An 18,999-nucleotide genomic window follows, 5' to 3' on the forward strand; every position below is an offset into this window, starting at 1 on the left:
AAAAATGCACGCCTTTGCCCGCCAATCCGCTACGACGGGCATACCGTTTGGCATTTTGATCCGCCGCGATGTATAGCTTGCCGGAGCCCGTCCGCCACGCCATTGAGTCGGGACGCGCGCCATCACCGCCTCAGATATTGCTGCGCCTCCTGCAGATGGTCGACGACGACAGCACGACCATGGCCAAACTGGCCGGGCTCGTCGAGCAGGACCCGGGATTGTGCACCCGCGTGCTGACAGCGGCGAACTCACCCGCTATTCGCCGCGGCACGCAGCTGCAAAGCATCGAGAACTGTCTTATCGCACTCGGCACCCGCCTGGTACGCTCGATCGCCACCTGCCTGTCGGTCCAGAATCTCTTCGACGAGCGCGCAGCCAGCCGATCGGTCGATCTGTCCGCCTTCTGGACACACTCGCTGCTGGTCGCCGAACTGTCGCGCAGCCTGGCCGCCACCTACGGCTATCCACGACCGGACGAGGCCTACCTGGCCGGACTGCTGCACGACGTCGGCGAACTCATTCTGCTCTCGGCACTTGGCGAACCCTACCTGCAGCTTCTTGCCACCTGCCCCAGCGAAGCGGAGCTTTCCAACCGGGAAAGCGAACACTTCAGTGTGCACCATGGCGAAATCGGCACCTGGCTGGCCGACCAATGGCATCTCGATTCACCCTTCGCCGACGGCATTCTGTTCCACCATCTGCCCGCCGAGCAGATCACCACTGCCGCCCCTCTGCCGCAGTTGGTATGGCTCGCACACGCGCTGGTTTCTTGCGAAGAGATTCCCGAAGAACTGGCAGCCGTCGCCAATGAGATGTTTGCCAACGACGACAGCGACCGACTAAGACGCCTGCGCGACGAAGCCGAGCAGCGGATGTGCATCATTGCCAACGCCATCGGTATTGCCCCGCCGGAAGGAGCGGCTGCCGACCGCAGATCGGACGGAATGCCACGGGTACTCGGCGCTCGCCGCCGCCGCAGCGAACCCGACGCCAACGAACAGATCGCCACAATCCTTGGCGAGAAGGCTTTGCTGCAACCCTTGCAGCAGGATCTGTGCAGCCTCACCAGCGACGCCGAAGTGCTCCTCTCGCTGCGTGAATCGGCGCGTATACTCTTTGACCTCAATCACCTCGCCTTCCTGCTCTGCGAGCCGCAAAACGGCCCCCTCACCGGCAACGGCATCGCCGCGCAGCCGGCCATTTTTGGCCAGGTCAGGATCCTTGCCGCGGCGCACCGCAGCCTTGCCGCCGTGGCCATGATCAATGGCCAGATCTGCTCCTCCTATGACCGCCTACCGCTAGCCGCGAAGTCGCTGATTGACATCCAGTTTGCTCGGGCCCTGTCGAGCACGGGGCTGGTGTGCATCCCGATGCTCGGCCGCAGCCGTACGATCGGGGTGATCGTCGCCGGGCTGAGTGCTGGTCAGCACAACCGCTTGGCACACCGGCTACCTTGCCTGGCTAATTTCGGACGCCTTGCCGGCGTCACCCTGGAGAGCTGGCATGACGCGCAGGCGCTTCGCCAGGAGTCCGCCGATGCAGTAGCGGCGCGCTTCACTCGCCAGGCGCGACGCGTCGTTCACGAAGCGGGAAACCCGCTGACGATCATCAAGGGCTATCTGCACATCCTTGACGGCAAGCTGCCGCCAGGAGCCGGAGTACACCACGAACTCAAAGTCCTGAGCGACGAAATCGACCGTGTTGCCGGCATCGTGCGACGCATGAGCGAAGTCCCTGCCGACACCGACGATGAGCAGGCGGTCGATGTCGGTGAGCTGGTGCGTGAATTGCTTCTGCTCTACCGCGAAGCGCTGTTCGATACGCGCGGGATCGCCATCGAAACCGCTCTGCCGCTACGCCCGCTGCGCATAGCCGCTGACCGTGCCAGCATCAAGCAGATCCTGGTCAACCTCTGGAAGAACGCTTCCGAAGCGCTATCGCCCGGACAACGGCTCAAGCTTTCACTGACCGACGACATCCTCCACCAGGGACAAGCCGTCTGCGAATTGAGAATCGAGGATAACGGTCCGGGCATGAGCGAAGCGGCAGTGCGGGCGCTGCACCGCGCCGCCGACGGCCAGCTCGGAGCGACACGCGGTATGGGGCTGTCGATCGTCGGCGCACTCGCGCACCGCCTCGGGATTCCCGTCTCCTGCCGCAGCAAGGCCGGGCACGGGACCATGATTTCCCTGCTGTTGCCAACACCGGGCCACGTAGAGCACCGGGACGATAGCAAAGTCAAACCCCACTAACGATCATGTCAGTCGAGATACCCCGGATGATGAAAGTCATGACCGTCCCCCCTCTCACTTGCAGTGCGCATTCCGGCTTGCACGCCGGAATCGTTCGACGGGCGGGGCGCATGCGCCCAGAATTCCCCGTCTCACCCCCGGCCCTTCTCCCGCAGGGGGAGAAGGGAGGTTCGTGAGTCGCTTGCGCGACTTTCACATTAAACAGGCGTCGCCAAACACCCGTCAGGAGGAACGATGAAGGCCATAGCAAACGTCGATTTTTCGCCGCTGGTCCCCGACCTAGCGGAGACCAGCTGCATCCTGATCGTCGACGACGAGGAGCGAATCCGCGCGGCCTATCGACAACTGCTGGCAGCGCCAGGGCGCAGCATCGAGGAATGCAGCACCGGGGTGGAAGCCCTCAGCCGCCTCGACCGCCGGGACGTCGACATCCTGATCCTGGACCTCAATCTCCCCGACATCCACGGGCTGGAAGTCATGGAATGGATGCTGAGCAAGCATGTCCCAACGGCGGTGGTGGTCTTCAGCGGCGATGAATCGATCGACTCGGCAATCCGCGCGCTGCGCCACGGCGCCTTTGAATTCATCCGCAAACATGGCAGCCCGCAGGAACTGATCGACACTGTCGATCGCCTGCAGCGCCGCCGCCGCATCGAACGCGAACACGCGCTGATGACCGTGCGCCTCGAACAATCCGAGCGTCTGCACCGTTTCCTCGTCGAACAGTCGCCGGACATCATCTATACCCTCGACCGGGACGGTTGTTTCATTTTCGTCAACGGTCGCGTCGAAGCGCTGCTCGGCTACGCGCGCGATGAACTGCTCGGCAAGCACTACTCGCTGATCGTACATCCCGAGGATGTCGAACATGCGCGCTTCGCTTTCAATGAGCGCCGTATCGGTGATCGCGCCAGCACCAATGTCGAGATTCGCCTGCAAACCAAGACGCAGGGCGTCCGGCACTTCGAGAACCGGACGATCGTCACCATTCTCAGTTCGCAAGGGATCTACGCCGCCACCGAAGGGCCGGCCACGCAGCACTTCATGGGCACCTCGGGCGTCGCCCGCGACATCAGCGACCGCAAGAAGGCCGAGGAAACCATCGCCTTCCAGGCTTTTCACGATCTGCTCACCGGCCTGCCTAACCGAATCCTGTTCAAGGATCGTCTCGGAATCGCCCTGACGCAGGCAAAAAGGAAAGGCAAGCGGCTGGGCGTGATGTTCATCGACATCGATCGCTTCAAGCTGATCAACGACAGCTACGGCCATCACGAGGGCGATGAGCTGCTCAAGTGCTTTGCCGAACGGGCGCGCAACTGCCTGCGCTCGGGCGACACCCTGGCCCGCCAGGGCGGTGACGAGTTTACCGTCCTGCTGCCCGATCTGAGTAGCGCCGAGGACGCGGCCTTCATCGCCGAGAAGCTGCTGGCGGAGCTGAAACTTCCCTTCAAGATCGCCGGAATGGACTTCTTCACCACCGTCAGCGTCGGTATCGCGCTCTACCCGGACGACGGCGAAAACGCAGAACTCCTTATCCGCAACGCCGACATTGCGATGTACCAGATAAAGGGGCGCGGCAAGAACGGCTATCTCCAGTTCACACCGGAAATGATTAGTGGCCACAACATGCGCCTCTCGCTTGAGAACGACCTGCGCCTGGCACTGGAAAGCGGCGGCGATCAATTCGAACTCCATTATCAGCCGCAGGTCAGCCACCGCGACGCCCGAACCGTCGGCATGGAAGCACTCATCCGCTGGCACCACCCGCGACTCGGCCTGATGGCTCCGGACAGCTTCATCCCGCTGGCCGAAGAAACCGGCATGATCATAAATCTCGGTGACTGGGTCCTCGAACACGCGCTGAGCCAGTTCGCCGACTGGCGCGGCAAAGGCTTCACCGACCTACAACTGGCGATCAATCTGTCGCCGAAGGAGTTCGACCGTGCCGACCTGCCCGGACGACTGCTGCGACGCCTTGAAGCGCACGGCATCCCGCCAGAGGCGCTCGACGTCGAGATTACCGAGAATCTGTTGATGAAAGATGCCGAGAAGAACATCGACATGGTCAGGCAATTGCGCAACAACGGCCTGCGCATTTCGATCGACGACTTCGGCACCCGTTATTCATCACTCAACTACCTGCGTCGCTTCCCGATCAACAGTATCAAGATCGATCAGTCCTTCGTCCGTGACCTGAACGCCGGCAACAGCAGCTCGACATCGATCATCCACGCCATTTCGTGCATCGCCCGCAGCTTTGGCTTGCGCATCCTCGCCGAAGGCGTCGAAACCGAAGCCCAGCGGCAGTTGCTAAGCGGTCTGGCATGTGACGACATGCAAGGCTTCCTGTTCAGCCGGCCCCTTTCCGCTGCCGAGTTCGAGGCCTTCCTGAGCAGCAGTGCCTTCCCCTCGCGCGCGCCGACGTCTATCAACTAGCCCGCCAGGGAAGCAAGCGGCCCGATCTTAGCGACGGCTTCCGGATCGCCCACCGGCTCGGTACCCTACTCGTCGCCCCGCAGATGCGGGTCAGCTAGTACACGCACTCCCTGACGTCGACCAGCTCGCCGAGCGCGGTTTGCTGCACCGCAGCAAATCAGATAGAATCGCCCCACGGCCCGGGGGCGAAACGAGGCATCAGGGAATTTCGCCCCTTCTGGCCGTCCCCAGGGCGTCCGCGCTACACGCCGGCCGCCTTCAGCGCCTAGATCGCGCCTTCGCTTTACTCCCGATTCCCGGCAGTTGCCTGGCCCGGACCATCCGGGCTTTGTCCCGGAATTCCACGGCTCGCGAAGGCGCTCGCGCGTCCGCGCTAGCCAGCAAGAGCCAGCGCCGTGACTGGCACCAGCAAGGCAACAAAGGCAACAGGAAAACAATGAAATCCCCACATCAGGACTGACTTGCCAACGTCCGGAATGATCTGCTCGCCGGCCTGGCGGTCGCGCTGGCACTGATTCCCGAAGCGATTGCCTTCTCGATCATTGCCGGCGTAGACCCCAGGGTCGGGCTGTACGCCTCGTTCTGCATCGCCACGGTGATGGCCTTCGCCGGCGGTCGCCCAGGCATGATTTCTGCTCCTACGGGCGCCATGGCGCTGCTGATGGTGACGCTGGTCAAGGACTACGGCCTGCAATACCTGCTCGCCGCCACGATACTCACCGGCGCGCTGCAGATCGTCGCCGGCTGGCTCAGACTCGGCGCGTTGATGCGTTTTGTTTCGCGCTCGGTGATCACCGGCTTTGTCACCGCACTGGCAATCCTGATTTTCATGGCGCACCAGCCCGAACTGATCGGCGTCAGCTGGGTGGTCTATGCCATGGTCGCCGCGGGCCTGGCGATCATCTACCTGTTCCCCTACCTGAGCAAGGCGGTGCCATCGCCGCTGGTGGCGATCGTCGTGCTCACGGCGCTGGCGCTCTGGGCCTGGGCCTCGATATCCGCACGGTTGGCGAAATGGTCGCTGCCAGCCCACTTTTCCGTTATCTACCGGTGCACCTGCTGATGTCCGGCAAGGAAAGCAATGAGGCATGCAAGCAACTCGAATGGTCCGCCACCACCCTGACCGCAGCGGGCTTTTCAGCACCTGCCGCATCGATTCCCGGCGACGCGGAAAGCGTCATAGCCCAAACTGTTGGCGAGCAATCGATCGATTTGCTGATCATGGGGGCCTGTTCACATTCGCCGCTGCGCAGCTTGCTCTTTGGCAGCAAGACCGCTGATCTGCTGCGATCGGCCACTATCCCGACCCTGTTGTTGCGCTGACCACCACACGCACGCAGCGAAAAATCAGCGCCGCCCGTTGCGCAGGGCTTTTGAAGCCTTCGCCCAAGCAAATGCCAATCCAGCGCAGCTATGCTACGCTTCGACCTGACGCTTGACGTCACATCACCTCTGTTTAACCGATGTCATCGCAGGAAAGTGATTGAATTCATTGCATGTATGAGTACTGAAAAGTCAGCCATCTCAGGAATTTATTCCGCTTTTACAACACCCCTATCAGGCTTGCGTCGGCTGATGGAAAGTCTATCCGGACAGGTGACGCACCTGTCACGTGCGCAACTGATACGCTTGGTCACAGTGCTGCTTCTCGCCAGTGGTATGGCGCTGCCGCTGGCCGCCCAGGGTACGTCGGTAAACGGAGTTTGGCTCAAGGTGGATACGCAGGAGGCCACCCTGACAGTCATGAAGGGTGACCAAGCGCAGAAGGTTTTCAAGGATATTGCCATCGGCCGCTATGGAACAACCGACGTGAAGATGCAAGGCGACCACAGGACTCCGTTGGGGCGCTTCACCATCGGCTGGATACCCGAGAAATCCCGCTACCACCGTTTCCTGGGCCTGACCTATCCCGACATCGAGCGCGCCGACCGCGCCCTGGCGGAAGGGGAGATCACCGAAGCACAGTGGCACGCCATTCGTCGCGCCTCCGAAACGAAAGGGCGCCCGCCCCAAAACACCCCGCTCGGGGGCTTCATCGGCATCCATGGTACGGGTGCCGGGGATGCCAAGATACACCAGCAATACAACTGGACCAACGGCTGTATTGCTTTGACCAACGCGCAAATCGATCGCCTGATGACGTGGATCAAGGTCGGAACCCCTGTCGAAATTCACTAAGCGGTATTAGCTCAAGCGGCTTCCTGGCTACGTCCTGACTACCGACCCGCGAAGCAAGGGCCAACCGGCTGACGCCGACGGGAACTTGTGCTTTTTCTTGAATGTGTTTTCAGGTAGGCTATGCTAGCAGCGTTACATACCATCGCTGCCCACGCCGCTGTAGGTGCCGGAGTGGCAGCGTCAAAGGAAGTTGTCTGTCTTAACAAGCAGGTCATATCTTGACCACGGAGAAAATAATGAAGGAATCCCTAATGAATCGCTCACGCGTCTTGGCCCTTGTCGCCATAGCGGCTGTCTATGCCGGGCTTACCGGTTGCGCCACCAATGGCGACATCGAGGCGCTCAGAACCGAGATCAACCAGAACAAGCAAGCGACGGCATCGGCCGCCAAGGACGCCGCCGATGCCAAGGCCATGGCCCAGAATGCCGTGACTACGGCCAATGCGGCCAAAGCGACATCCGACGATACGGCGAGCAAGCTCGACCGCATGTTCAAGAAAGCGATGTACAAGTAACAGCCAAGCACCAGCTGCGCACGCCGGCCGGCGATTGACAGCTCGGCGTGCTGCAGCGACGCTTGTCTCTAGTAGCGCCAGGCCCCTGCGGGGGCTTCTCTGTTTCCGCCACCAGAAAGCGACGCCGAGACCATCACCGGGATGCCGCTTTGTTCTGCAAACGCGGCCCTGATAGCATTATCGTCGAGCACCACATCCTGCGAGGTTCCCGCCCCGGCGACGGCCTCCGCAATGCGCTCCAACGCGGCAATCATGACCTCCTGGTAGTTGTCCTTATCCTCATCCAACGGCGGGTGCACCTCGACATACAGGGCACCGTCCAGCCAGCCAACCTTGATGGGCTGGTTGACGAGTTGCACCTCTGTTCGCAGAGGAACCTGATCGAACAATTGTTCAATATTCTCCGGATACATGCGTATGCAGCCGTGCGTAACGCGCATGCCGACCCCGTAGGGCTTGTTGGTGCTGTGAATCAGATAGCCCGGCAATCCCAGCCGCATGGCGAAGCGCCCGAGAGGATTGTCAGGCCCGGCCGGCACGACGTCGGGCAGGATATCGCCCTCCTTGGCATGTTCCTCCTTCACTGACTCGGGAGGACGCCAGGAGGGATCTCGCTCCTTGGCAGTGATTTTCGTTTTTCCCAGCGGCGTTACCCAGTCCATGCGCCCGACACTGACCGGGTACGTGATCACCACCAGCGTCTGGTTGCGTAGCGGCTTCGGATAATAGTACAGACGCATTTCCGGCAAATTGAGCACCAGCCCGGTACGTTCGGCCCTCGGGAGGATATAACGCTTCGGGAGGGTAACCGCCGCCCCCTCTTTCGGCAGCCAGCGATCGACCTGCGGATTGGCCAGCACGATTTCATCCTGGCCGATATCGTAGCGGCGGGCAATATCCAGCAAGGTGTCCTTGCGGCTGGCGGTGACGGACTCGACTTGTCCGACCAGGTCGACACCGGGTGGCGGCAACGGAAAAGTGCTGGCTGCCGCGTTACCGGCAGTGAACACGGCGCACAGCAGCACCGGAAAATAGCGACGCATGATGAAAGTGATGTGTTTGATGGTTTTTCCCCAAGGCCCCGGAGCGGGATTGAATGCGGATGTTAAGGTAGCGCTGACGAATTGTCATTCTGTGCAGCGGTCTTCGGGGGTGCTATGGTCCCACTTCGGCCGGCATCAACGACAACAGGATCCTCGCAATGCACCAGAAGATTTCGCTCATCGTGCAACCCGGCGACAGCTTCTTTCCGATCGTGCGGGCGATCGACCGTGCCGATCGCGCGATCAACCTGACCGTCTTCCGCATGGACGATCCGATCATCCAGCGCGCACTCATCGAAGCCCGCCAGCGGGGTGTTCGTGTTCGCGTACTGGTCTCCAGCAGCGCCCGCGGCTGGGGCGAGCGGAACCACAAACTGCTCAAGGAAGCCAGCGAGGCAGGCATCGCGACCCGAGAGCCCGCTGGCGACAGCAAGCGGGCGCGTTACCACTACAAGATGATGACGGTGGATGACAAGGAAGCCTTCGTATTCACCTTCAACCCGACCCGCGAAAACCTCCACTACGCGCGTGACTTTGGCATTGAGGTGTTCAACCCCGCCGTCGCCGGCGAGATCAACCGTCTGTTCGCGGCCGACTGGCACGACCGGCCTTTCGCGGCCGACCATGAATCGCCCTTGTTGATCAGTCCATTCAACAGCCGGCAGAAGATGAGCAGCCTGCTTGCAAACGCCAGGAGCTCGATTCAGATCGCCGACGCAAAGCTGCAGGACCCGGCCATTGTCGCCCTGCTCGTGAAGAAGGCGCGCAGCGGTATCCCCGTTCGCGTCCTCGGCGACGAACAGTACGCTAGCACACTGCCGGCAGAGATCGCCTTCCGGGCCGTGGCACGCTACCGGCTGCACGCCAAGTGCACGATCATCGACGGCGCGACGGCAGTCATCGGCAGCATGAACCTGCGTACCGAGAGCCTCGACCGCCGCCGCGAGCTGTCGATCACGGTTGACGATAGCGCCATCCTGCGGCAACTGAACACCGTTTTCGAAAGCGACTGGGAACGCCGGGTGCCACGCTCCGACAACACGGCAACGCAGGTCATGCGGGCGTTTCCGCCATCGGACCCGGAGTCTGCCGAATCGCCCGCACCCAGCTTCGTCATGATCTCCCGCAATGACAAACTGCTGCGCCATGCCATCAACAACGGGATGACGACCATTGGTCGTGCAGAGGAAAACGATGTGGTCATCAGCGACCCGCTGGTGAGCAGATATCACGCCCGCCTGACGCTGGATACGGGCATCTGCACCCTGACCGACCTCGATAGCGGCAACGGCAGCTTCGTCAACGGTGAGCGGATCACAGGCGAAAAGTGGCTTCGTCCTGGCGATGTTCTGAGGTTTTCTGAAAGCGAGGAGTTCCGCCTTGTCGAGGTTTAGGCGCTTTGCAGGCGGCCGGCGAGTGCGGTCGGGGGCTGAAGGCGAGGCGGCACGCTCCGCTCGGCGCCAAGGGAGTAGCTGCGGCGCCCGACCAACCTGTAAAACCGTTGGAGAAATGATGGATGGCGGTCCAGGGGCGGATGCCCAGGACCGCCTTTCGGTCGACGATCTGGTCAAGGTTTACGCCATCGACGACCAGTTCTTGCAGCTGCGCATTGAGTCCGGCTCGCCCCTGCTCCCTCAGACACTCGGGCAGGCACTGCTGCAATGCCGCTTTGGGGTCATCGTTGTCGCCGTGAGCCGGCCATCGCGAGGCAATGCAGCGGTCAAGCCGGCGCTCGTCCAGACCAAGTACCGTGCCGGCGACACCCTTTAACGGTCATGACATGTCGAGACACCCCTGATGATGAAAGCCATGACCGTTTTCCCTCTTCCCCTGACCCTTCTCCTGCGAGGGGAGAAGGGAGTTTCGTGAGTCGCTTGCGCGACTTTCACATTAAACGGATGATCTCCGGCCTGGTGTCCAGCCTCGGCGAACTGGGGCCACTGGCGCTGCTGGCCGGCCTGTTCGTTCTGACTTCGCTTTTCAGTCAGTTCATTTCCAACACCGCGACGGCGGTCCTGGTGGCGCCCATTGCGATGGGCGCGGCAACAAGCATGCAGCTCTCCCCCTACCCTTTCCTGATGCCTGTTGCCCTCGCCGCCTCGACAGCGTTCTCGACGCCCATGCCTTCGCCGGTGAACACCCTGGTTCTCGGACCTGGCGGCTACCGCTTCAACGACTTCGTGAAAATGGGAGTACCCCTGCAACTACTGGCCATGGTGCTGACCCTGCTTGCCGTACCGCTATTATTTCCCCTGCATTGACCTCTTTCACGGCCAGCGTTCTCGGCCACCCTGACGCCGGTAGTCAACCATCCAAGCCATCCAAGCATTCGACGACTGCACAACTCGATCCCGCCAGCGACAGTTCGCCGCCCGGGAGCGGCTCCGCTTTCGCGCCAGGAGCCGGCTGTGCTATTACTTGCCAGCTTCGCACCTCCGATGAACATCGCCCCTGGGAGACTGACCATGGCCGAATACTGCGCACACCTTCTCTGGCTCCGTGGCGAGCAGGATTTCCTGGACAACCGCTATAGCCGCCGGCACCTGCTGCGCTTCGATGGCGGTCTGGAAATCCCCGCTTCGTCGTCGCCGCACGTCGTGCCGGTACCCATGTCCGACCCGGCAGCGGTGGATCCCGAAGAAGCTTTCGTCGCTTCGCTGGCGAGTTGCCACATGCTTTGGTTTCTTTCAATCGCCGCCCGGCGCGGCTTCTGCGTCGATCGCTACGCCGACAACCCGGTCGGCGTGATGGCAAAAAATGGCGACGGCAAGCTGGCAATCACCGTTGTCACCCTCAAGCCCGAGGTGGCATTCTCGGGTGATCGCCAGCCTGCGCGCAACGAGCTGGCGCAGATGCACCACCGGGCGCACGCGGAATGCTTCATCGCCAACTCGGTGAAATCCGAAGTGCGTTGCGAACCGGTGCTTGCCGCGCCAACAAACTGACGGTCGTGACTGTGGAAGTCCTGACCGTCTCCCTTCACTTGCCGTGCGCATTCCGGCTTGCACGCCGGAATCGTTCGCCGGGCAGGGAGCATGCTCCCTCAATTCCCCGCCTCGCCAGTGCAGCGCGCGCCGCTACCCGGGCAGGACGCCGGTCAGCGCTTCGAGCAGGAGCCCGTCCACCACTTTCGCCAGCGCAGCCCCCAGGCGTGCATGCTGGTCGGCGTCGAGATGCACCCCGTCGATCTGGCTGACTTCTGCCACTGTTCCAGCATCAAAAAAGTGACAACCAAGCGTGTCGGCCACCTCGCGGCAAGCAGCGGCGTGGCCAATACATTTGCGATCGCCACCCACGAACTTCGGCGCGATCGTCCCTCGCGGTTCCTGCTGCGGCGGCGGTGCGACGAGGAGAATCGGCGCCACCGGCATGTCCGGTTCGATCGGCGCCTGGCGAATGGCATTGACCAGGGCGCCGAGCCCCTGCGCCGAGTGCCAGGCGTTGTGTGGGTGCATCGACTGAAAATCGTTGCTGCCGAGCATCACGATCACCAGCGCTAGCGGCGAATGGCTCTCGATGCGCTGGGCGAGACCGTCGATGCCCTTGCGCCCGGGCTTGAAGGGATCGTCCCAGACGGTTCGGCGACCGTTGAGGCAGTCCTCGATGACACGCACCCGGCGGCCGGCGGTGTTGAGCGCGGTTTCCATCACCCCCGGCCAGCGCTCGTCGAAACTCAGGCGACGCCGTGTTTCCGGAATGAGCCCCCAGGACAGGGAATCGCCGTAGAGAAAAATCTGCTGCATCGGAAGCACTCCTCGAGTGTGTCATCGAGGAAGGAGCTTGCCATCTGCCGCCGCGATCGGCAAGCATCGGTGCGCGGCGACGGCGCTCAGGCGAGCCCGCCGCCGCACAGCGCATGCGCCCTTGCCTACTGCATCGAGTGCAAGCCGATGATGTTGCCTTCTGTGTCCTGAACCAGCGCGATATGGCCGTACTGACCGATTGCCATCTTCGGCTGGATGACCCGACCACCCGCTTCGACCGCGCGTTCGGCTTCGTTGGCGGCATCCTCGCAGTTGAAATAGACCATCGTGCCGCCCTTTCCCGGAGCGTTCATCGGGTGCCGCACCAGCGCCCCGGCAGCACCGCCGCCGCCCTCGACCCACGAAAACGCATACATTTCGCCCTCCTCGCCGATTTCCGGCAGCGCCGTCAGCTCACGACCGAAAACCGCCGTGTAGAAGTCGCGCGCGCGGGTCATGTCGGAAACGTAGATCTCGAACCATCCGACGGGATTCGCTACTTTGTCCATGCTGATACTCCTCGGTTTGTCATTCGAAAAGGATGGCGATGCGCTGCCGGTGGAAAGCCAGTACGCGCCTGCGAATACTGGCTCAGAAGCGATGCAGCAGGACTTCGGCGACAAAGCGGCTGCCCATATAGGCCAGCAGCAGCACCAAAAACCCGGCCAGCGTCCAGCGTAGCGCAATGCGGCCGCGCCAGCCGTAGATGCGACGGCCGACCAGCAGGGCGGCAAAGATCGCCCATGAGGCGAAGGCGAACAAGGTCTTGTGGTCGAGAACCATGGCCTTGCCGAAAATGGCTTCGGAGAACATGACGCCACTGAGCAGGGCCACGGTGAGCAGCAGAAAGGCGACCGTGATCATGCGAAAAAGCAGCGCTTCCATGGTCAGGATCGGCGGCAGGCTGGTCAGGCTCTTGGTAACCGCCCGCTGATGCAACTTGCGCTCGGCGAAGCCCATGAAGATGGCGTGCAATGCGGAGAGGGTGAACAGGCTGTAGGCCAGCATCGCGGTGAGAAAATGCAGCTGGAAACCCCAGGCGCCAGCGTGCGCAATGACGCGTAGTTGTGGAAACACTGCCGGCGCCAGCGCGCCGAGCGCGGCCAGTGGCAGGACCATCGGCTGCAACCCGTCCATGCGTGAGTGGAAGCTTTCCAACCAGTAGATGAGGACGGCCAGCCAGAGCATCAACGACATCGCGAAACTGAACGAGAAGCGCATGCCACCGGCAGCGAACAGCCCCTGGTAAAGCCCGAAACCCTGGACCACCAAGGCCCCGAAGAGGACTCCGCGTTCCCAGCCCTGCATCGGCAGGGTGACCAGTGGGCGGTCGCTTTCACGCCAGCGCGTATGCCAGAAATGCACGCCCATCGCCGCGTAAATCAGCGATGAAACGATGTGCGGGAGAAGCTGCAGTAGAATGTCTGGCATTTTTTGAGTTTACACCAAGCTGGAATCCAAATGCTCGACAACCTGACCCAACGTCTTGCCCGCGTCATGAAGACGCTGCGCGGTGAAGCGCGCCTGACCGAAGCCAATATTGGCGACGCGCTACGCGAAGTTCGCCTCGCTTTGCTCGAAGCCGACGTCGCTTTGCCTGCCATCAAGGAACTGATCGCTGCGGTGCGCGAAAAAGCGATCGGTGAAGAAGTGATCGGCTCGCTGAGCCCCGGACAGGCCCTGATCGGCGTCGTCCACCGCGAATTGACGAAACTGATGGGCGAGGAGCACGCGGGCCTGAATATGGCCACGCAGCCGCCGGCGGTGATGCTCATGGCCGGCCTGCAGGGTGCCGGCAAGACGACCACCGTCGGCAAGCTGGCCAAGATGTTGCGCGAGACGCAGAAGAAGAAAGTGCTGGTGGTTTCCTGCGACGTTTACCGTCCGGCCGCCATCGAACAGTTGAAGACCGTCGCCGCGCAGGCGGGCGTCGACTTCATGCCCTCGACGCCGAGCGAGAAGCCGGTCGATATCGCGCGCAACGCGCTCGACTGGGCGAAGCGGCACTTCCACGACGTACTGCTGGTCGACACCGCCGGCCGGCTGGCAATCGACGAGGCGATGATGCAGGAGATCGCCGAGCTGCACGCGGCGGTCAAGCCGATCGAGACGCTGTTCGTCGTCGATGCCATGCTCGGTCAGGACGCCATCAATACCGCCAAGGCCTTCAGCGAAGCGCTGCCGCTGACCGGCATCATCCTCACCAAGCTCGACGGTGACGCGCGCGGTGGCGCGGCGCTGTCGGTGCGGCACGTCACTGGCAAACCGATCAAATATGCGGGGGTCGGCGAGAAACTGACCGGGCTCGAAGCGTTTCACCCGGAGCGTATGGCGTCGCGAATCCTCGGCATGGGCGACGTACTGTCGCTGATCGAAGACGCCAGGAAGGGCATCGACGAGCAACAGGCGGTCGACTTCGCCAAGAAGCTGAAGTCAGGAAAGGGCTTCGACCTCAACGACTTCAAGGGCCAGATCAGTCAGATGCGCAAGATGGGCGGCCTGTCGTCGATGATGGAGAAGCTGCCGGCGCAGTTTTCGCAAGCGGCCGGACAGTTGCCGGCCGGCGGCGAGGAGAAGGCGGTGGCACGCATCGAAGGCATCATCAACTCGATGACGCCGAGCGAACGGATCAACCCGGAATTGCTCAAGGCCGCGCGCAAGCGGCGCATCGCGCTCGGTGCCGGGGTTCAGGTGCAGGAAGTCAATCGCCTGCTGAAGCAGTTCGAGCAGACGCAGAAAATGATGAAGCAGTTCTCCAAGGGCGGCATCGGCCAACTCATGCGCGGCCTGAAGGGGATGATGCCGGGGATGCGCTGAACGCCAACTCAGGCGATTTCTGTCAAATAACCGACCATCCTGCTTGTCTTTTCGCCCGTTTTCTGTGTTGCGACAACAGTTACATAGTTCGACTATGCGCCTGTTGTCGCGCCTTGAAGACGACCGAAAATCCGGCGCAATCTGGTACGTTCTTTTCCGGCAATCGCCTCAGCGTAGCGCCAGCGCGCTCCGGGTGTACTTCCACTGCTTGTCCCAGGCGGCACGCACCATGTTCGGATAGGCGGCCTGACCGAGACTGCCGTTGTAACGGCCGAGCGCGCGGTAGAGATCGCCGCGCTCGATGTCGAGGTAGTGGCGAAGGATGGTGCATCCGTAGCGCAGATTGGTGCGCAGATGGAACAGGTTGTCGTCGCTGCGTCCGACCAGTTTGACCCAGAAGGGCATCACCTGCATGAAGCCGCGCGCACCGGCGCTCGATACGGCGTACTTCTTGAAGCCGCTTTCGACCTGGATCAGACCAAGAACCAACTGCGGGTCAAGACCGGCGCGCGTTGCTTCGTAGTGCACCGAGCGCAGGAATTCGAGCCTGGCGACCGGGTCGGGAATGCGCTTGGCGAGGCGTCCCGACATCTCGGCGAGCCAGTCGGTGGCGACCGCAGAATCCTCGAAAGAGCTGTGCTGCGGCGCGCGGTCGGAAACCGAGCGTGACAGCGCGCCATGCACACTGGCTGAGAGCGGTTCGTACTTCTGCGCACCGGCGAGTGCCGCGAGTGGTGCAAACAGCAGGGCCACCAGCACTGCCAGCGGCAGCGCGGGCAGCAACGGAAAACGCGTCAGGGAGCGGCGCACAGCCTGGCTTTCAGGAAGGGGCCGATCTCGGCCAGCGGCAGCATCTGCGACTCGCTGTCGCCACGGCCCTTGTACTCGAGCTTGCCCTCGGCGAGGCCGCGGTCGCCAACGACCACCCGGTGCGGGATGCCGATCAGTTCCATTTCCGCAAACATCACACCCGGACGCTCGTTACGGTCGTCGAGCAGCACGTCGATACCGGCGCCGCCCAGTTCGGCGTAAAGAGCATCGGCCGCGGCCTTGACGGTTTCGCTCTTGGCATAGCCCATCGGCACGATACAGACTTCGAATGGGGCAATCGTCGCCGGGAAGCGGATACCACGTTGATCGTGCCCCTGCTCGATGGCCGCCCCAACGATGCGCGTGACGCCGATCCCGTAACACCCCATTTCCATGATCCTGCTCTGGCCGCTCTCGTCGAGAAAGCTGCATTTGAGCGCCTCGGCGTACTTGGTACGCAGCTGGAAGATATGCCCCACCTCGACGCCACGGCAGAGTTCCAGGCAGCCTTTGCCGTCAGGAGACGGGTCGCCGGCGACGACGTTCCTGAAATCGGCGACCAGCGTCGGCGCTGTGATGTCGCGGCCAAAATTCACGCCTGTCAGGTGGTAGCCGGCTTCGTTGGCGCCGCAAACGAAGTCGCCCATCACGGCAACGCTGCGATCAACGTAAATCGCGACCTCACCAACCGCGACCGGACCGAGATAGCCGGGCTGACAGCCCAGTGCGGCAATAATCTCGTCTTCCCGCGCAAAGCGAAACTCGCCGAGGTGCTTGGCCGCTTTCACTTCGTTGAGGTTGTGGTCGCCGCGCAGAAGAATCATGGCCAATTGCCCGGGACTTTCGGCCTCCGCGGCCTCCGGGTTGAGGACGATGGCGATCACCTTCACCGTTCGAATCAGCGGCAAGCCGAGAAACTCGGCGACGTCGGCACAGGTGATGCGGCCCGGCGTGGCGACCTTCAGCAAAGTCTCCGCCGCAGGCGGACGCGCAACCGCCGGGGCAAGGGCTTCCGCCAGTTCGACATTGGCCGCGAAATCCGAATCCGGACAATAGGCCAGCGCGTCCTCACCGGAATCGGCCAGGACGTGGAACTCGTGCGATCCCGTACCACCGATCGAGCCGGTATCCGCGGCAACAGCGCGGAATTTCAGTCCCAGGCGAGTGAAGATGCGCGTATAGGTTTCAAACATGTTGCGGTATTCGCGCTGCAGGTCTTCGAAACTGCTGTGGAAGGAATAACCGTCCTTCATCAGGAACTCGCGGCCACGCATGATCCCGAAGCGCGGCCGAATTTCGTCGCGGAACTTGACCTGCACCTGGTAAAAGTGAAGCGGTAGCTGGCGGTAGCTCTTGACGTCCTTGCGCACAACGTCGGTAATCACTTCTTCGTGCGTCGGGCCAATGACGAAGTCACGCTGGTGGCGATCCTTGCAGCGCAGCAACTCGGGACCGTACTTCTCCCAGCGACCGGATTCCTGCCACAGCTCGGCCGGTTGCACCGCCGGCATCGACAATTCGATCGCCCCGGCACGATCCATTTCCTCGCGCACGATCCTCTCCACCTTGCGCAGCACGCGCAAGCCCAGCGGCATCCAGGTGTAGATCCCGCCAGCGAGCCGCTTGATCATTCCGGCGCGCACCATCAACTGGTGGCTGATCACCTCGGCGTCGGAAGGCGCCTCTTTGAGCGTCGCCAGAAAAAAACGGGAAGTGCGCATGAGAATCCGCTGAAAAAGGAAGGAAACGGCGATTTTACTCGACAGATGGCCAATCGGCGACGCCAATTGCGCACGCAGGCACGGGCCACTACCGCCAGCGAGCAGGTGGCCAGCGCCCGCACGAGCGCTGAGTTCGGGTGGGCAGCGCGCCTGTCGCGGACAGACCTTTGATCTAATTACGCCGACGCCTGCCCGTGCTGCAGCTTGCTGGCGACGACGGGTCGGCAGGCGCTACCGTACTGAGAGCGCGGCGTAACGCACGGCACTTGGCGTATACGCTCCTTTTCAAGGGCTTGGAATTGTGGAAAAATGCAGGCAATCAATCGAATTGCAGGATCTATAAATGCTTGATCGTGAAGGCTATCGCCCGAACGTCGGCATCATTCTTTGTAATACCAAGAACGAGGTGTTCTGGGGCAAGCGAATCAAAGAGCATTCATGGCAGTTTCCGCAAGGCGGCATCAAGCGGGGCGAAACGCCGGAACAGGCGATGTACCGTGAGTTGCATGAAGAGGTAGGTTTGCTGCCGGAGCATGTGTTTATCCTTGGTCGCACCAAAGACTGGTTGCGTTACGACGTTCCGACGCACTGGGTACGACGCGAATGGCGTGGCAGTTACCGGGGCCAGAAGCAGATCTGGTTTCTGCTGCGCTTGGTCGGGCGCGACAACGACGTTTCCTTGCGCGCCTGCGACCATCCCGAGTTCGACGCCTGGCGCTGGAATCATTACTGGGTTTCACTTGACGCGGTCATCGAATTCAAGCGCCGGGTCTACGAGCAGGCATTGAATGAATTGGCCCGTTTCCTGAACGCCGACCACCGGCAGACGCGCCGCTCAGCCACGCCGAGCGCGCAGCGTTCAACTTTGGCGATTGAGGCGACAGACGAGAAATGAAAAACACCTTCCCGGAACTGACGCGAAGCACGCCACCCAGTCGTCCGCAATGGATCTCACGCCTCGCATGCTGGCTTTTTCCCCTCGCCGCGCTACTCCCGTCGCCGGCCTTGTCGGCCAGCGACGAGGGTGGCGATGGCGACTCCGCAAAGCAGCACGCAGAGACCAGCGAAGTCCAATTTCCCGCGTTTCCGCAAACCGAAAACCTGATCCCCTTCGTGGTCAGTGCGACCGCCGACAGCAAATTCATGATCGACAGCGAGTCACTATCGGTCACGCCCGATCGCGTCGTCTACTACACCCTGGTAATCGTAAGCTCTGCCGGCGCGCGCAACGTCAGTTACGAAGCGATCCGCTGCGCGACCGCCGAGCGCCGTGTCTACGGCTTTGGTCGCTCCGATGGCACCTGGTCCAAAGCCCGTGGCGATCAGTGGCTACGAATCGAGGAAAGAACGGTCAACCGGCAGCATGCGGCACTTTTTGGCGAGTATTTCTGCACCCTTGGCACCAGCCTGCGCGATGCCGACGACGCACGCCGAATTCTCCGTTCTGGCGGCAATCGGCCCTAGCGCTCACTGATTTCTTGAAC

16 protein-coding genes and 3 pseudogenes are annotated in these 18,999 nt (G+C 61.9%); 13 read left to right on the forward strand and 6 right to left on the reverse strand.

Annotated features, from left to right (window positions below):
• The first annotated feature begins 68 nt into the window (after positions 1-68).
• From QZ648_RS08930 to QZ648_RS08955, 6 genes and pseudogenes are all read left to right on the forward strand, one after another.
• Positions 69-2,252, forward strand: coding sequence for an HDOD domain-containing protein (locus QZ648_RS08930; RefSeq protein ID WP_291996789.1), 2,184 nt, complete (start codon positions 69-71; stop codon positions 2,250-2,252).
• A 234-nt stretch (positions 2,253-2,486) separates the two neighbouring features.
• Entirely contained in the window at positions 2,487-4,688 is a 2,202-nt protein-coding gene (locus tag QZ648_RS08935; RefSeq protein WP_291996790.1) for an EAL domain-containing protein, read from the forward strand.
• Between the two features lie 481 nt (positions 4,689-5,169).
• Positions 5,170-5,705 (forward strand): annotated as a pseudogene (locus QZ648_RS08940) (SulP family inorganic anion transporter); the annotation flags it as partial.
• A pseudogene (locus QZ648_RS08945) lies at positions 5,700-6,011 on the forward strand (universal stress protein); the annotation flags it as partial. The pseudogenes QZ648_RS08940 and QZ648_RS08945, both read left to right, overlap by 6 nt.
• Positions 6,012-6,188: 177 nt before the next feature.
• A complete protein-coding gene (locus tag QZ648_RS08950) occupies positions 6,189-6,866 on the forward strand; it encodes a L,D-transpeptidase (RefSeq protein ID WP_291996791.1) in 678 nt (225 codons plus the stop codon).
• A gap of 236 nt (positions 6,867-7,102) precedes the next feature.
• Complete coding sequence (locus QZ648_RS08955) at positions 7,103-7,381, forward strand: Lpp/OprI family alanine-zipper lipoprotein (RefSeq protein WP_291996792.1); 279 nt, start codon at positions 7,103-7,105, stop codon at positions 7,379-7,381.
• 68 nt (positions 7,382-7,449) lie between these two features.
• Here QZ648_RS08955 and QZ648_RS08960 read toward each other — a convergent pair whose 3' ends face one another.
• Positions 7,450-8,424 (reverse strand): L,D-transpeptidase family protein, encoded by a 975-nt coding sequence (locus QZ648_RS08960; RefSeq protein ID WP_291996793.1) that lies wholly within the window; start codon positions 8,422-8,424, stop codon positions 7,450-7,452.
• Positions 8,425-8,582: 158 nt separating this feature from the next.
• On the opposite strand from QZ648_RS08960, the gene QZ648_RS08965 reads away from it, so the two are divergent.
• The 4 genes and pseudogenes from QZ648_RS08965 to QZ648_RS08980 all read left to right on the forward strand — a co-directional run bounded on the left by QZ648_RS08965 (position 8,583) and on the right by QZ648_RS08980 (position 11,369).
• Positions 8,583-9,818, forward strand: a complete 1,236-nt coding sequence (locus QZ648_RS08965; RefSeq protein ID WP_291996794.1) for a phospholipase D-like domain-containing protein — start codon at positions 8,583-8,585, stop codon at positions 9,816-9,818.
• Positions 9,819-9,936: 118 nt separating this feature from the next.
• Complete coding sequence (locus tag QZ648_RS08970) at positions 9,937-10,194, forward strand: hypothetical protein (protein WP_291996795.1); 258 nt, start codon at positions 9,937-9,939, stop codon at positions 10,192-10,194.
• A 131-nt stretch (positions 10,195-10,325) separates the two neighbouring features.
• Positions 10,326-10,685 (forward strand): annotated as a pseudogene (locus QZ648_RS08975) (SLC13 family permease); the annotation flags it as partial.
• A gap of 204 nt (positions 10,686-10,889) precedes the next feature.
• Complete coding sequence (locus tag QZ648_RS08980; RefSeq protein WP_291996796.1) at positions 10,890-11,369, forward strand: OsmC family protein; 480 nt, start codon at positions 10,890-10,892, stop codon at positions 11,367-11,369.
• Positions 11,370-11,501: 132 nt separating this feature from the next.
• On the opposite strand, the gene QZ648_RS08985 is transcribed toward QZ648_RS08980, so the two are convergent.
• From QZ648_RS08985 to ccsA, 3 genes are all read right to left on the reverse strand, one after another.
• A complete protein-coding gene (locus QZ648_RS08985) occupies positions 11,502-12,167 on the reverse strand; it encodes an SGNH/GDSL hydrolase family protein (protein ID WP_291996797.1) in 666 nt (221 codons plus the stop codon).
• A gap of 125 nt (positions 12,168-12,292) precedes the next feature.
• Positions 12,293-12,676 carry a VOC family protein gene (locus QZ648_RS08990; protein WP_169067850.1) on the reverse strand — a complete coding sequence of 128 codons (384 nt, stop codon included), beginning with the start codon at positions 12,674-12,676 and terminating at the stop codon, positions 12,293-12,295.
• A gap of 82 nt (positions 12,677-12,758) precedes the next feature.
• A complete protein-coding gene (ccsA, locus tag QZ648_RS08995; protein ID WP_291996798.1) occupies positions 12,759-13,598 on the reverse strand; it encodes a cytochrome c biogenesis protein CcsA in 840 nt (279 codons plus the stop codon).
• Between the two features lie 30 nt (positions 13,599-13,628).
• Here ccsA and ffh point away from each other — a divergent pair, with 30 nt between their 5' ends.
• Positions 13,629-14,984, forward strand: coding sequence for a signal recognition particle protein (ffh, locus tag QZ648_RS09000; RefSeq protein WP_291996799.1), 1,356 nt, complete (start codon positions 13,629-13,631; stop codon positions 14,982-14,984).
• A 168-nt stretch (positions 14,985-15,152) separates the two neighbouring features.
• On the opposite strand, the gene QZ648_RS09005 is transcribed toward ffh, so the two are convergent.
• Entirely contained in the window at positions 15,153-15,767 is a 615-nt protein-coding gene (locus QZ648_RS09005) for a lytic transglycosylase domain-containing protein (protein ID WP_169067860.1), read from the reverse strand.
• An 11-nt stretch (positions 15,768-15,778) separates the two neighbouring features.
• A complete protein-coding gene (locus QZ648_RS09010) occupies positions 15,779-17,515 on the reverse strand; it encodes a proline--tRNA ligase (RefSeq protein WP_291996800.1) in 1,737 nt (578 codons plus the stop codon).
• Between the two features lie 343 nt (positions 17,516-17,858).
• Here QZ648_RS09010 and QZ648_RS09015 point away from each other — a divergent pair, with 343 nt between their 5' ends.
• Together QZ648_RS09015 and QZ648_RS09020 are read left to right on the forward strand one after the other, a co-directional pair.
• Positions 17,859-18,410, forward strand: a complete 552-nt coding sequence (locus tag QZ648_RS09015) for an RNA pyrophosphohydrolase (RefSeq protein ID WP_169067846.1) — start codon at positions 17,859-17,861, stop codon at positions 18,408-18,410.
• The gene (locus tag QZ648_RS09020; RefSeq protein WP_169067845.1) at positions 18,407-18,979 is read left to right on the forward strand and encodes a CNP1-like family protein; all 573 of its coding nucleotides are present in this window, start codon (positions 18,407-18,409) and stop codon (positions 18,977-18,979) included. The genes QZ648_RS09015 and QZ648_RS09020 overlap by 4 nt, the downstream gene beginning before the upstream one ends.
• Positions 18,980-18,999 lie beyond the last annotated feature (20 nt).

Source organism: Candidatus Accumulibacter sp. ACC012 (genome assembly GCF_907163155.1).
Classification (GTDB): Bacteria; Pseudomonadota; Gammaproteobacteria; order Burkholderiales; family Rhodocyclaceae; genus Accumulibacter; species Accumulibacter delftensis.